The sequence below is a fragment of the Bacteroides faecis MAJ27 genome (assembly GCF_900106755.1).
In the GTDB taxonomy this organism is placed as follows: Bacteria; Bacteroidota; Bacteroidia; order Bacteroidales; family Bacteroidaceae; genus Bacteroides; species Bacteroides faecis.
This window is the reverse complement of sequence record NZ_FNNN01000032.1, coordinates 1-15,206: the sequence shown is the minus strand read 5'-3', so window position 1 is coordinate 15,206 and position 15,206 is coordinate 1. Positions and strand designations below refer to the sequence as shown.

The 15,206-nt window shown below is 44.0% G+C and carries 10 protein-coding genes; 4 read left to right on the top strand and 6 right to left on the bottom strand.

Annotation, left to right across the window (positions count from 1 at the left end):
• Positions 1 to 570: 570 nt before the first annotated feature.
• From BLW31_RS20800 to BLW31_RS20780, 5 genes are all read right to left on the bottom strand, one after another.
• Complete coding sequence (locus tag BLW31_RS20800; RefSeq protein ID WP_010537309.1) at positions 571 to 4,632, bottom strand: hybrid sensor histidine kinase/response regulator transcription factor; 4,062 nt, start codon at positions 4,630 to 4,632, stop codon at positions 571 to 573.
• A 101-nt stretch (positions 4,633 to 4,733) separates the two neighbouring features.
• Positions 4,734 to 5,141: an ATP-binding protein gene (locus BLW31_RS20795; RefSeq protein ID WP_022301715.1), complete on the bottom strand. Its 408-nt coding sequence runs from the start codon at positions 5,139 to 5,141 to the stop codon at positions 4,734 to 4,736.
• 27 nt (positions 5,142 to 5,168) lie between these two features.
• A complete protein-coding gene (locus tag BLW31_RS20790) occupies positions 5,169 to 7,091 on the bottom strand; it encodes a SpoIIE family protein phosphatase (protein WP_010537311.1) in 1,923 nt (640 codons plus the stop codon).
• Positions 7,092 to 7,103: 12 nt separating this feature from the next.
• On the bottom strand, positions 7,104 to 8,054 hold the full coding sequence (locus BLW31_RS20785) for an ABC transporter substrate-binding protein (protein ID WP_010537312.1): 951 nt from the start codon (positions 8,052 to 8,054) through the stop codon (positions 7,104 to 7,106).
• Positions 8,055 to 8,067: 13 nt separating this feature from the next.
• Positions 8,068 to 8,805: an anti-sigma factor antagonist gene (locus BLW31_RS20780; RefSeq protein WP_010537313.1), complete on the bottom strand. Its 738-nt coding sequence runs from the start codon at positions 8,803 to 8,805 to the stop codon at positions 8,068 to 8,070.
• Positions 8,806 to 9,179: 374 nt separating this feature from the next.
• Between BLW31_RS20780 and BLW31_RS24955 the strand changes: the two genes are divergently transcribed.
• Positions 9,180 to 9,569, top strand: a complete 390-nt coding sequence (locus tag BLW31_RS24955; RefSeq protein WP_022301711.1) for a helix-turn-helix domain-containing protein — start codon at positions 9,180 to 9,182, stop codon at positions 9,567 to 9,569.
• A gap of 56 nt (positions 9,570 to 9,625) precedes the next feature.
• Here BLW31_RS24955 and BLW31_RS20765 read toward each other — a convergent pair whose 3' ends face one another.
• Complete coding sequence (locus BLW31_RS20765; RefSeq protein ID WP_010537316.1) at positions 9,626 to 10,996, bottom strand: TrpB-like pyridoxal phosphate-dependent enzyme; 1,371 nt, start codon at positions 10,994 to 10,996, stop codon at positions 9,626 to 9,628.
• A 144-nt stretch (positions 10,997 to 11,140) separates the two neighbouring features.
• Between BLW31_RS20765 and BLW31_RS20760 the strand changes: the two genes are divergently transcribed.
• From BLW31_RS20760 to BLW31_RS20750, 3 genes are read left to right on the top strand one after another with little or no spacing between them, the layout of a single operon-like run.
• Positions 11,141 to 12,970: a TrkH family potassium uptake protein gene (locus tag BLW31_RS20760; RefSeq protein ID WP_010537317.1), complete on the top strand. Its 1,830-nt coding sequence runs from the start codon at positions 11,141 to 11,143 to the stop codon at positions 12,968 to 12,970.
• A 4-nt stretch (positions 12,971 to 12,974) separates the two neighbouring features.
• Positions 12,975 to 13,661 carry a potassium channel family protein gene (locus BLW31_RS20755; protein ID WP_010537318.1) on the top strand — a complete coding sequence of 229 codons (687 nt, stop codon included), beginning with the start codon at positions 12,975 to 12,977 and terminating at the stop codon, positions 13,659 to 13,661.
• 28 nt (positions 13,662 to 13,689) lie between these two features.
• Positions 13,690 to 14,721, top strand: coding sequence for an endonuclease/exonuclease/phosphatase family protein (locus tag BLW31_RS20750; RefSeq protein WP_010537319.1), 1,032 nt, complete (start codon positions 13,690 to 13,692; stop codon positions 14,719 to 14,721).
• Positions 14,722 to 15,206 lie beyond the last annotated feature (485 nt).

Sequence of the window (15,206 nt, the reverse complement as noted above, 5' to 3'; positions counted from 1 at the left end):
GAGAGTAATGCAGCCAATGCTTGTTTGTAACGTTCATACTTTATTCAAAAACAACTTGGCTACTATTAGTTTTATTGAATTATATATCAAATTTGTATAACAATATACTTTCTTCAATGAGAACTACCGTATCTTTCATCCAAATGATGCGGAAGAATTAGCTGTTTGCTTCATATGCATTAACTGAAAGCTTGGGCCTATTGCTCATTTCTTCTGAGAGAATTATTCTGTCGCACTTGTGCAACCGATGTAATACTGTTCAGCAACCGCTTGGTTGTTCTTGTCCTTCTTGGCAGTTGCAGCACAGTAATTCACTAATAATAAATCGTGTTTAGAAATGTGGTGTAAAGGCATGATACAGACTGTATTATAAGAAAAGTGCAATTTTTCCTCCGAAAAAAGCAAAAACATCCGCTTGTTTTCTGTAAACTTCTCTTAAAAATAACCTCTGACTGAACTTAAATAGCTGATCCATAACTCTGTGACATTTTTGTTTTTCCCCATATAATACTTTAATATAACACAAAAATGTCACAGGTTGTCAATGGTAACTTTATAGTCTATGCCGAACTATCCTTTAGACTTTTTAATATACTCGGTAGGCAAACATCCAAAATACTTCTTGAAGCTGGTCGCAAAGTATGACGGCGTATTGAATCCTACCATGGTGCTGACTTCCGCTACGGTATATCGTCCGTCTTTCAGTAGCTTGGCTGCTTCATTAAAACGTATTTTACGGATGAAATCGATGGTTGATTCTCCGGTAATTGCTTTTAATTTCAGATGCAGGTTGGAACGGCTCATGTTCATTTCTCTGGCGAACTCGTCGGTAGAGAATTCGATGTTATCCATGTTCTTTTCCACAATTGCCATAGCGCGTTTCAACAAGGCTTCATCCATTGCGTTGAACGTGATCTTTTCCGGTTCTACCTCCAGCGACTTAGCATATTTCTCGAGCATTCGTCTGCGTGTACGCATCATGTTCTGTATTTTGGTCGTCAGAATGGCAAGCGAGAAAGGTTTGGGGATATAGTCGTCCGCACCCATTTGCAAACCTTCCATCTGATCTTTGATATCGGTCTTTGCAGAGAGAATGATGACCGGAATATGACAAGTCCGGATATTCTGTTTTACATTTTTGCATAACTTGATACCGTTCATAACCGGCATCATCACGTCGGTGACAATCACATCCACCTCGTTATCTTTCAGTTTTTCCAGTGCTTCTTCACCATTTCCGGCTTCCAGCGTATTGAATAAATCAGCCAGTCCGTTACTGAGATAGCGGCGGATCTCATTATTGTCTTCTACGATCAGAATTGTCCCGCGTTTCTTATCACCGGATTCCACCGATTCGTTTTCCACTTTCTCCGTGTCGATGAAATACATAGCTTTGGAGTTGGTAGAGTATACTTGTTCCTCTTCATTCAGTTCGTCGTTCGAAGCCAGTTCGGAAGGTTTGTAAACAGATAAATCCTGGGGCAGATAGACAGAGAATGTACTGCCCTTGTTTTCCTCACTGTCCAGTTCGATACGTCCATGATGAAGTTCTATCAGACGTTGTACTAACGAAAGTCCGATACCACTTCCTACATGCTCACTTTCTATCTGATAGAAACGTTCGAATATCTTCCCCTGTTTGTTGATGGGGATACCTATACCGGTATCACTGACTTGCAATAATAACCAGCCATTTTCCTCTTTCAGCGTTACAGTGATGCTTTGTCCGCTTTCCGTGTATTTGAAAGCATTGGAAAGAAGATTGTTCACGATCAGTTCCAGATAGTTGGCATCAAAAAGAACTTCTTTGTCTTCCAGTTCCGAATGTAGAGTATAAGTGATTTTTTTGTGGCGTGCCAGTTTGTCGTAGAACAGGAAGTTGTCCTGTATCAGTTGATGGGCATTTCCCTTTTTCGCTTTTAGTTCGAATACTCCGAGTTCGGCCCGGCGGTAATCCATCAATTGGTTGACCAGATGAAGCAGCCGGTTTGCATTTCGCTGGATATATTCCAGTTGGTTGCGCGTCCACCGGTCACTGATTTTATTAATGATCTCTTGCAGCGGGGTCAGAATTAATGTCAAAGGTGTACGGAGTTCATGTGAGATATTGATGAAGAAACGCATCTTCATCTGATTGATTTCTTCCTGATGTTCTTTGTCTCTGCGTTCTATTTCGAGTTGGGCTTCCATGCTTTTACGCATCCAGAAGAAGCGGAATACGAAAGTGATGAAACCGACGAAGGTTGCGAAGAAGATGAGTAATGCCCACCAGGTTTTATACCAGACCGGCAGAACGATAATTTCCAATGCTGTAGGAATAGGATTCCATTTGCCATCACTGTTGGCGGCTTTTACGAGGAACTGGTATGTTCCTTGTGGCAGATTGGAGTAGGAGACAGTACGGCTGTCCGTCAGATAATACCATTCTTTGTCATACCCTTCCAGTTTATAGGCGAACGTATTATGCTGTCCCGAGATATAGTTGGAGACTACAAATTCAATGGAGAATGCCGTTTGCCAGGATTTCAGTGTGATACTTTCCGTTTCACTGATATTCTTGGTCAAAATACCTGTTTCATCATCCGGACGGACTACTTTGTTGAATAGTTGCAGTTTGGTGATAACTACCGGAGGGGTGTAAGGATTGTCAAGCAATAACTCCGGACGGAAAGTTGTGATTCCGTTGATACCGCCAAAATACATCTGTCCTGCGGAAGTACGACAATACGAAGATGTGTTGAACTGATTGCTTTGCAACCCGTCCGACTCCGTAAAGTTGCGGAATTTCTCCGTTTCCGGATTAAAGCAGGAAATGCCCCGGTTGGTACTTAACCAAAGTCTTCCGAAAGAGTCTTCCAAAATGCCGTATACTACGTTATTAGGCAGGCCGTTGGTTGTATTATACCGTTTGATCTGCTTATCTTTTTCATTCAAACAATAAAATCCTTCACGTGTACCTATCCAGATAACCCCGTTGGAAGCTTCGTAAATACAGTTTGTGAAGAGCTTTGTGACATTGGAAGCCGGAAGTATAGCGGCTTTTTGTATCTCCAGACCTTCTTGCTGATAAACCGATATACCTTCTTCTCCACCAATCCACAAACGTTTATGGGAGTCCCGGAATAGAGTCGTGATTTGTTTGAGAACGACCGGAGTGCCATCTTTCTCTTTTTCAATCGTAGTAAAACTCCGCTTTTCCGGATTAAAATGAACCAGTGCACTAAGAGTTCCCAGCCAAAGATTCCCTTCTCCGTCGGGAAGTATGGCATAGACGTTCTCATTCACCAGCTGACTGTTCCGCTGATTGAAGCTTTCTACCTGACCGCCATTACGGTGAAGAATGCTTAGTCCGCCGGCATGGGTACCTATATATACTAAAGATTTCTTTTCGTCTACATATACCGCCTTGATATTATTGGAGCCGATACCTCTCGTATTTTCATCTTCCTGCAACGTATAAGATGTAAATCGTTGCGTAGCCGGATTATAAAGATTCAATCCTCCGTCATTCGTGCCTATCCACAGATTCTTGTCTTTATCTTCGACAATACAACTTACTACATTGTCGCTTAATGAGTTTTTATAAGGAATGTTACGGATATTCTTAAATCGGTTTCGGATAGGGTGGTAATAGTTCAGTCCGCCGAAATAAGTACCCAGCCACATACCACCTTGCGAATCCATAAAGATACTGCGGACCGAGCGCTGGGACAGGCTGCCGTTTTCTACGGGATTACTGCTGTAGGATGCAAAAGAATCAGTGCCCTCATGATAAATATTCAAATCATTGAAAGTACCGATCCACAAACGGTTCTGTGAATCCAGTGCCAGTGAGCGGATATAATTAGAACTGATACTCTTCGGATTGGAGGGGGAATGAAGGTAATTCTTTATTTCCTTCGTTTTCGGATTAATGAGGAATAGTCCGGCTCCTTCGGTTGCCACCCAGATGCGGGTAGGGGATTGCTGGAGGATAGCCTGAATCTGTTTGGTTCCTAAAACAGGGATCACTTTCTTAAAACTCTTCTGGGTAATGGAATAATTGTACAGTCCGTCGGTCGGAGTGCCAATATAGATTTGATCGTCTTGTCTGTAAAGAGTAGAGGCTATGGTCTTGTGCATCGCAGTGCTGAAAGAGTCATCTATAAATTTCGACCCTTTGATATCAAACATGATCAGCCCTTCCGGAGTGCTGATCAGCAACTGCTCCGGTGAAATCTCTTCGATGCCGTTGACTTGCAGGTGTTTTCCTTTCTTCTCGTAGAAAAAGTTCTGGAAGATGTCTTTTTCTTCATCATAACGGGACAATCCATCCCGCGTACCAATCCACACCCGTCCCTGACTGTCGGTTTTTACAATACGGGAGATGTCATTGGCGATGCTGTTCGGATCATCTTCATTGTGTTGATAAACCGTAAATGCGTATCCATCATATTTATTAATACCGTCATAAGTGGCAAACCACATATTTCCCCTTTTGTCCTGATCAATAGAGAACACAGTACTTTGTGACAGTCCCTCATTGATGGAAATATAGGAAAATGTGATTTGTTCCGGAGTTTCGGGAAAGGCGGAATGCATTCCTATGCACAGGAAAAACAAGTAGATTACTATCTTCTTAAGCTTGCTCATTATTAGTTCACGAGATTAATAATGGCACCAAAGATAGTAATTTCCTTTAAATACCTCATGTCTGTGGATAGAAAACTACATGATCTTTTTTCCGTCTGTTGTCAGATGTCTTTTTTCATTGTCAATCGATTTTCATTGTCAAGACGCTGATACGATATTTCGTTCATGATGCTTCGTATAAGGAAAATTCCTAATCCCCCGATCGGACGTTCTTCAAGAGAAAGGGTGATGTCCGTGTCTTCCACTTGTGTCGGGTCAAAGGAAGCTCCTTTGTCTGTCAGCAGGAAAACGAGTTGTTTGGGAGTAGACGTCACTTTTAGTAGAATGATATGCTCCTCCTGGGAAGGGTAGGCATACATAATAATATTGGCAACAGCTTCTTCCAATGCCAGATTGATGTTCATGATTGCTTCCATAGGTAAAGACAGTTCCTCACCTAGCTCTTCAATGAAGTTTGCTAAAGTGGCAATCTCATTTAGATTGTTGGAGATTCTTATTTCTTTTTCCATAATCATTGTGCTTTATTGTTTGTCTTTTTAAGGCTTATAATGTATTAGTAAAATTGTTAAATCATCACTGGCTTCGGCTTCCTTGACGTGTCCGGCTACGGAACTGACTACGGCGTCGACCGTGCTGCGCACATCCGATGAAGTGTTTTGAGACAGAACTTCCAGCAGCTTTTCTTCTCCGTATAGCTGCTTGTCTATATCTTCGGCTTCTGTTACTCCATCTGTGTAAAGGAATAGTTTGCTTCCTTCTTTCAGCGTTATTTCTTCATCGGAGTAGACCACGTCTTCCATTACTCCTGCGAAAAGATACGTCTTGAATTCCAGAAGAGAGACCTCTCCGTCCGGATAAATAATGAAAGGGGGATTGTGTCCTGCGTTGCTCAGTTTAAGTATTCCGGTCTGCAAGTCGAGTATCCCGACAATCAGTGTAACGAACATATTCGATTCGTTATTGTCGGAGATCGAGTTATTCATTTCGGTGACAATTCTGGCCGGTGAAACAGCCTGCTGAGACAAGGTACGGAACAGGCTGCGGGTAATCGCCATAAACAATGAAGCCGGAATTCCTTTGCCCGACACATCTCCAATCACGAAATAGAGGCGGTTGTCGTTTATGTAGAAATCATATAAGTCGCCGCCTACTTCTTTGGCAGGATGCAGGATTGCATGTAAATCCACATCATTACGGTCGGGGTAGGGAGGGAATATTTTGGGAATCATTCCCATCTGTATCTCCCGGGCAATGGACAATTCGCTTTCAATCCGTTCTTTGCTTGCGGTGGTTGCCTGTAACTCAGTTACATAAGCAGACAAGGAATGTTGCATATAGGAGAGCGAGTCGTGCAGATCCTTTATCTCGTCGTTCGAATGTACATTCGGAAGCTTGACATCAAACCTTCCGAGAGCGATTTGGCGTGCCGATTCGGAGAACTTCTCCAATGGGCGGGCAAGCCGGCGGATGATGCTGTATACCATCAGGAACAGTGCCAGCATACCTGCAAGGAAGGTATAGATAATCTCTCTGGAAATAGAGTCCAGGTCATGAAGAATAATTTTGCTCGGGCAGACCGTACATACCGACCATCCTATATGTTGGATAGGGGTGTAGAAGGCATATGAATCTTTTCCTTTATAATTGAAATGCTTCGTTCCGGTATGCCCTGCCAGCATTTCATGTCCTATCTGCTCCTGTGCCTGATTGTTGCCGTCAAAGGCTTCGGAGAATATTGTTTCATTCATGATTTTACTTCGGTCCGCATGAGTCAGAAAACTTCCGTTGCGGCTGAGCAGATAGGTATAACTTGATTCGTAGGGTTTCAGGTGACTGATTGTATCGGTAAACTGCGATAAGGATATGTTGGCGGTAAAGATGGCAAAAACTTCTCCGTCACTGTTGTATAGCGGTTTGGCATACGTACTCATGATTATATTTCCCCCTCCCTCATCGTAATACGGTTCGCTCCAGTATTCTTGTTTCAGTAACTGGGGAATCAGGTACCAGTCCATGCAGGGATAATCATAATTCTGGCTGCCTAATACATGATAGTCAATCTCTCCATCCTTCCCGTTGCGGAACGCGGCGTAAGGCATGAAATATTTTCCTTTGTCTTTGTAATAATCCGGTCGGAAGGCAATGCCGCTCCCAACGATGAACGGGTTGTTCTTCACCACTTCCGTAATGATATGGCGCAGTGAATCGGGATGATTCAGTCCTCCTTCCAGCATCCAGAGCGATTGGTTGACGGTTGTTTTTACAGAACTCAACTGGCTGGAGATTTCCGTGACCATGTTATTCAACAATCCGTGGGTTCGTTCGATAGCATAATTGGTGACCTTCTCCTGGCTGTAGTTATATGCCAGCACCATGATGGTGGTGAAGACAATCAACGTGAATGAAAGCACGTAGATGCTCAGACGTGTGGCGAAGGAACGTGAAAAAGTATGTTTCATGGAATGATCTGGTTATTTTACGAAATTCTCATAACGGATATGGGCTGTTTTCTTCTGTGCAGGCAGCAAAATGCTTGTTGCCCGGTCAAAACCTTCATGGCTTAGCCGGAAGGTTCGTTTGCCGCTCTCTCTGTTTGTTTGCAATCGCAATACCTCATCCAGCATCTTACGCTGGTGATATCGATTGGTTCCTATGTTGTGTAGATGCACCTCTTCCATAATGATGTCGAGGGTCTCTTCCCGGTGTTCATTGGCCCATTCCCAGCCACGCATACTGGCTTTTGCCAATTTTCGTGCGGCTTCCGGATACTTCTCGTAAAATTCCTCGGTAACGTAAAGGCCATCTTCGGGCAGGTTGTATCCGTAATCGGCAAAATGCATGACGTGGGTAGAATCTGTTTTCATACCGCATTCCGCCAATTGGAGGAATTCGTTGTAACTTCCTACCAGACAGATATCCGCGGCCTTTGAGAGAAAGATATTCATTCCGCCGTTAAAGCGTATCCATTCCACCTGAAGCTGGTATTTATTGGCAACTTGTCCGAGTAATTCCTGACTGAGATGATTCCATACGGCTATTTTCTGATGTTGCAGGGCAGTAAGACCTTTCAATGGTGAATGGCTGACCAGCATCAGACTGTTTTCCTGTGAGGTCTGCAGGATGTTGACTACGCGTGCGCCTGCAAAGAACTCAGTCAGCGCATACGACAAGTTCATGACAACTGCCTGAGCTTTACCCTTCTTCAGAAAAGAAAAGGAACTTTCGGAGAGAGAAGGATGCTGTATGCGCACGTCGAGCCCTTCTTCTTTATAAAATCCCATCTTCTCGGCTACATAGTAACCGGCGAATTGTGCCTGTGCGGTCCACTTGGGAGTGAGGACGATAGACTGCGCATTCGTTGTGCCTGCTGAAAAGAAAGCGGTTAACAGCAGAATACAGGATATAATACCTGATTTCTTCATAAGACAGGGCGTTTTAGCGAATGGTAAACAGGGAAGAACAACCGGTCATGTCGAATATCTTCAGGATTTCAGGTCTCATTGCTTCTATGACAAGCACTCCCTGATGTTGCCGGACGCATTTCTGAAGGGTAATCAGACTGCGCAAACCGGAACTGCTGATATAGAGCAAACCTTCGACATTGATTATGATATTCGGAGTCGGCATGCTTAGCAGCGGACTGATGACTACATTGAAATCGTTACTGTTTGCTGTATCCAGGCGTCCTTCAATAGTTAGTATGGTCACTTCTTCTATTTTGCAAATATTGGTTTTGAGCGAAGCTTCCGGTTTGAAGTCCATATCGATCTTTTTGATAAGGGTCAGTTCATTTTGAGATTCCGTAGAGTGATATTCCACTTTGTCCATCGTCCGCCGGATTAGAAAGAGTCCTAATCCCTGTGTCAGCTGTTGGTCGAGCGATATAATGTTGTCAGCATCGGTGTTTCTTTCAGTGGGATCGAATGAAATACCATTGTCTATGATTCGGGCGGTGAGTATTCCGGGGGCAACAGAAGTTAGGAGTGTGATCTCACCTTCTTTGTTTGTCGGGTAACCGTGATGGATAATATTGGAGATGGCTTCTTCGATAGCGAGGTTAACACTCATTGTAATACTCGGCGGAAGTTGTAATGACATCCCTAATTCGTCGATGAATTGGGCAATTCTTGTGATTTCATCAGGTTGATTGTTGATGATAATTTCTTTTTCCATATTCTTTAAGTAGCGTGTCATATTTAAATTGGTATTGTTTGAATTGAATACTCGGACAAAGGTATTTGTTCCGATTAGAAGGAGGAAATTTGTACCTTCCAAAAGATTCCCATTTTAGTTGATTTTCTTAAAATGGGACGTTTTTTAAAGAAAGGAACTCCTCTTTCTTTTCTGAAAAAGTATACTTTTGCCCCTTTAAAAAAAAGGATGGTAAATGTCATAGTATTATGCATTGAATTATTGCTGGATGTTGTGGGTCTGGTATTGGGAATTATTGTTTTTTTCCGTTCTTCTGATAACAGACTCCAGAAAGCCTGGGGAATGCTTGCCATTATCCTGTCTCTTCTTTTGTTATGCGATAATCTCGAATGGATATGGCTTTTCAGCCAGGGGGGATCGAATGCGTTACCCCGCTTAACAGAAGTACCGATGAATCATCTTTCGTTGTGGCATATTGTCCGGGTGATTGTCTTACCAATCCTCAATATGCATTGCAGGACTTGTTGAATGACTTGAATACGAATGAGAACAGGCTCGATAAAGCTCTTCATTACGATGGCTTTTCCGGCTTTAGAGACTTTATCAATTTCCATCGTTTGCAGTATTTTAAAGAACAGGCCAGACTGCAGAAAGACCTTTCTGTGAAGGAACTGATGTTCATGAGCGGCTTTACTTCCCGTTCCAGTTTCTACCGCTATTTTGCGAATGTTGAAAAGATGTCCCCCGGTGAGTATATGGATATGCTGCATGCAGAAAATAAATAAGCCCGGCACAGTGTACCGGGCTTTATAATGATAATGTTCGGTTCTGATACCGAAGTTTATTTGGACAAGTCTCCTATTTCATCCAGGTTCTTCTGGATATCTTCGTCAGTCAATGCGTAGTTCACTAAATCGCCTGCCAGATACTTATCATAAGATGCCATGTCAATCAATCCATGTCCGGACAGGTTGAACAGAATCACTTTCTCTTCTCCGGTTTCCTTGCACTGGTTTGCTTCGCGTACGGCGGCGGCAATCGCGTGACAAGATTCCGGTGCCGGAATAATACCTTCCATCTGTGCGAACAGGCAGCCCGCTTCGAAAGATTCCAGCTGCTGGATATCTACTGCTTCCATCAGGTTGTCCTTCAGTAACTGTGAAACGATGACACCTGCGCCGTGATAGCGAAGACCGCCCGCATGGATATGGGCAGGGGCGAAGTTATGTCCTAATGTAAACATCGGGAGCAGCGGAGTGTATCCGGCCTCGTCACCGAAGTCGTATTGGAATTTACCGCGAGTCAGTTTGGGGCAGGAAGCAGGTTCGGCAGCAACGAAACGGGTCTTCTTTCCTTCCAGAATGTTGTGACGCATAAATGGGAAAGAGATACCTCCGAAGTTGGAACCACCTCCGAAACAACCGATTACCACATCCGGATATTCGCCTGCCATTTCCATTTGCTTTTCAGCTTCCAGACCGATGATTGTCTGATGGAGAGTTACGTGGCTGAGTACCGAACCGAGTGTATATTTACAGTTGGGAGTCATTTGCGCCAGTTCGATAGCTTCCGAAATGGCTGTACCCAGAGAACCCTGATACGTAGGGTGAGCAGTCAGGATATCTTTTCCCGCACGGGTAGACATTGACGGAGAAGGAGTCACCTGTGCACCGAAAGTCTGCATGATGCTGCGGCGGTAAGGTTTTTGCTCGTAGCTGATCTTTACCTGATAAACGGCAGCTTCGAGTCCGAATACTTTGGCTGCATAAGAAAGAGCGGCTCCCCATTGTCCTGCACCGGTCTCGGTGGTAACGTTCGTGACGCCTTCTTCTTTGCAATAGTATGCCTGAGCCAGCGCAGAGTTCAACTTATGAGAACCGATCGGGCTGACGCTTTCATTCTTGAAATAGATATGTGCCGGAGTCCCGAGCGCTTTCTCCAATCCGTAAGCGCGTACAAGCGGCGTACTGCGATAATATTTATACATTTCGCGTACATCTTCCGGTATTTCAATCCATGCGTCCGTCTGGTTAAGTTCCTGATGGCACAGTTCTTTGGCAAAGATTGGATACAGATCTTCCGCTTTCAGCGGTTGTTTGGTTCCCGGATGCAACGGAGGCATTGGCTTGTTCACCATGTCAGCCTGAATGTTGTACCAGTAATGTGGAATTTCTTCTTCCGGCAGGATATACCGTTTTCTTTTGTCACTCATGATATTGTGGTTTATTAGTTTTCTGCTGCCAAAAGTAGGCAAAATTTTTAATATTCGTGTAATTTTGTCAACAAAGAATGGAATCCGATTGTTATTTTAATTAAGTTTGCACGACATAGCAAAGACGACAATAAAAAATGTGATATGAAGATTTATCATAAATTTCTGTTATATCAGAATAAACTTCTGAAACCCTATATACGCATCATACTGGGGCTGGTAGAAGCACTCACGTATCTGGCATCTCTGTTGTTGATTGTCGGAGTAGTTTACGAACATGGTTTTCCCTTGTCCCCGGGGGAAGTAGAGCAGATACAGGTCTTGTATAAAGCTGTATGGATCATCTTCCTGATTGATGTCACATTGCATATTTCGCTGGAATACCGGAATACGAAAAAGCAATATCGAAGGCTGGCATGGATATTGAGCGGATTGCTCTATCTCACTCTGGTACCTGTCATCTTCCATCGTCCGGAGGAAGAAGGAGCGATTTTGCAGGTTTGGGAATTCCTTCACGGGAAGTTCTATCATTTGGTATTGTTGCTGATCTTTTCTCTGCTGAACTTATCCAATGGGCTGGTGCGTCTTTTAGGACGCCGCACGAATCCGTCTCTGATACTGGCTGTCAGCTTTCTGGCTATTATTCTGATCGGGACGGGATTGCTGATGCTTCCGCGATGTACGGTCAATGGCATCACCTGGGTCGATTCTCTGTTTACAGCGACCAGTGCCGTATGTGTGACGGGGTTGGTCCCGGTAGATGTATCCACCACTTTCACCACCAGCGGATTGGTTGTCATTATCCTGCTGATTCAGATTGGCGGACTGGGTGTGATGACATTGACCAGTTTCTTCGCCATGTTCTTTATGGGAAATACTTCCATTTACAATCAGCTTGTCGTACGTGATATGGTCAGTTCCAATTCGCTGGGGTCATTGCTGTCCACTTTGCTGTATATATTGGGATTTACGCTGGTGATCGAAGGGATAGGTATGATATCGATCTGGTTCAGCATTCACGGTACACTGGGGATGAATCTGGAAGAAGAGCTGGCTTTTGCCGCGTTCCACTCCATCTCTGCTTTCTGTAATGCGGGTTTTTCCACCCTTTCCGGTAACTTGGGAAATCCGATGGTGATGACTAACCACAACTGGTTGTTCATTTCCGTTTCCTTACTTATCATATTTGGAGGTATCGGTTTCCCGATTCTGGTTAATTTCAAAGATATCGTATTATACCATTTGCGCCGTTTCTGGAAGTTTGTACGTACCCGTAAACTGGAAAGGCATAAGGTGCAGCACCTCTATAACCTGAATACGAAAATCGTATTAATCATGACTTTCCTGCTTTTGCTGACCGGTACATTGGCTGTTGCTGCTTTTGAGTGGAATGCCTCTTTTGCCGGTATGCCTGTCGCCGATAAGTGGACGCAAGCTTTCTTTAATGCTACTTGTCCGCGAACAGCCGGTTTCAGCAGTGTCGATCTGGCATCCTTGAGTGTGCAGACTCTGCTGGTTTATCTTTTCTTAATGTGGGTCGGCGGTGGTTCGCAGTCTACGGCAGGCGGTGTCAAAGTGAATGCTTTTGCAGTAGTCGTGCTGAATCTTGTCGCTGTATTGCGGGGGAGTGAGCGGGTGGAAGTATTTGGCAGGGAACTGTCTCACGATTCTATCCGGCGTTCCAATGCGACGGTAGTCATGTCGCTGGGAGTACTGTTTCTCTTTATCTTTATATTGAGCATACTCGAGCCGGAGGCTTCTTTACTGGCGCTGACTTTCGAATGTGTTTCTGCCCTCAGTACGGTAGGATCGAGCTTGAATCTGACTCCTCAGCTGTGTGATGCGAGTAAGTTGCTGGTATCTTTGCTGATGTTTATCGGTCGTGTGGGGCTGATCACTCTGATGCTGGGAATCGTCAAACAGAAAAAGAATACAAAATACCGTTATCCGAGTGATAACATCATCATAAACTAACATCATGAAGTATATTATTATTGGTTTAGGAAATTACGGACATGTGCTTGCCGAGGAATTGTCGGCATTGGGACATGAGATTATTGGAGCGGATATCAGTGAAAGCCGTGTAGATTCAATCAAAGACAAGGTTGCTACCGCTTTTGTCATTGATGCTACGGACGAGCAGTCATTGTCGGTGCTGCCTTTGAATAGTGTAGATATCGTCATTGTTGCCATTGGTGAGAATTTCGGTGCCTCCATACGTGTTGTTGCATTGCTGAAGCAGAAAAAGGTATCGCGTATCTTTGCCCGTGCCATTGATGCGGTACACAAAGCGGTGCTGGAGGCTTTCAGTCTGGAGAAGATTCTGACACCGGAAGAGGATGCCGCCCGCAGCCTGGTGCAGTTGCTCGATTTTGGAGCGACGATGGAAGCGTTCCGTATCGACCAGGATTATTATGTGGTGAAGTTTACCGTTCCGAAGAAGTTTGTAGGATACTTTGTGAATGAACTGAATATGGATGAAGAGTTTCATCTGAAAGTTATCGCATTGAAGCGGGCGAACAGTGTCACTAATTGTCTGGGCATTTCTCTGACAGAGCTTCATGTCAAAAATGAGTTGCCCGGAGATGAAAAGGTGGAAGAAGGAGACGAACTGGTCTGCTACGGCAAATACCGTGATTTTCAGTCTTTCTGGAAAGCTATTTAAAGATACATCACGCTAAATAATAAATGAAATGCGATTAACCAACTTACTATTTACGACACTTTTACTATTTGTTTCCGTCTTTGCACGAAGTCAGAAGAGTAATGAATTTACAGTACTGCAATGGAATGTATGGCAGGAAGGTACGATGGTACCGGGAGGATATGACGCCATTGTCAATGAGATTGTTCGCCTGAAACCGGACTTTGTAACTTTCAGTGAAGTCAGGAATTACAATAAGACGAATTTCACAGCCCGCGTCTGTGCTTCGCTGAAAGAGAAGGGGCTTTCGTATTATTCTTTTTATAGTTATGACACGGGGCTGCTGAGCAAACATCCTATCACCGATTCCCTGACTGTTTTTCCCGAGAAAGACGATCACGGAAGTATCTATCGCCTGACCAGTTCGGTAAACGGGCATAAGGTAGCGGTTTACACGTCACATCTGGATTATCTGGATTGTGCATACTACAATGCCCGCGGCTATGACGGTTCTACCTGGAAGGAAATACCGTTGCCGGCATCGGTAGAAGAGATACTGAAAGTAAACGTTGCTTCCCAGCGTGACGATGCTATCCGTTTGTTTATCACTCAGGCTGAGAAAGACCTGGCAGCAGGGTATAAAGTGATTATCGGCGGTGACTTTAACGAACCGTCTTACCGTGACTGGATAGAAAAGAATAAAGATATGTACGATCACAATGGCTTCGTTGTGCCCTGGACGGTAACGACTTTGCTCGAAGAAGCCGGATTTGTAGATAGTTACCGTAAGATATATCCCAATCCTTTGACACATCCCGGCTTTACTTATCCTTCGGACAATCCGGCAAAAACTCCGGAGAAAATCACATGGGCTCCCAAAGCAGACGAGCGGGACCGGATCGACTTTATTTTCTATAAAGGCGAAGGACTGGATGCAAGGAAGGCGGTCATCTTCGGACCGAAAGGTTCTATTGTCCGCGCACAGCGCGTGCAGGAGACATCCAAAGATAAGTTCTTATTGCCGCTTGATGTATGGCCAACCGATCACAAAGGATTGTTGGTTACGTTTATCTGTAAATAATATCAGTAGCATCTATATTTTCTTCATCCTATATAAATAAAAACAAATATTATCTGTCACCTGTCACTGTTTTAGAGGTAACAGGTTGATTTTTAGGTATAAATATGGTGACGGCAACGAGTGACAGCAGTGTGATGGCAGAATTTGCCGTCACGCTACTGCCACTCGTTGTAGCTTAATTAGTTTCCACTGCTTGAAACTAGGGTTCCATCGGTGAGAAACTGTAGTTTCATCAGTAAGAAACCATAGTTCCAAAGGCTTGAAACCAAAAGTTTCGAGCGTATGAAACTAGAGTTTCAAGCAATGGGAACTATAGTTTCAAATAGGGAAACGAACTTGACTTGATATCAGTAGAAGTGCAGGAGGGAGCTAAGATGAAATAGCAACGTGAAGAGGTTGTGTCAAAACGCTGGCACAACCTTTTTTTATGCACAAAGCCCAGACTTTCACAAGCCCGGGCTTTGTTATTACCCAAAGTTTTTGTA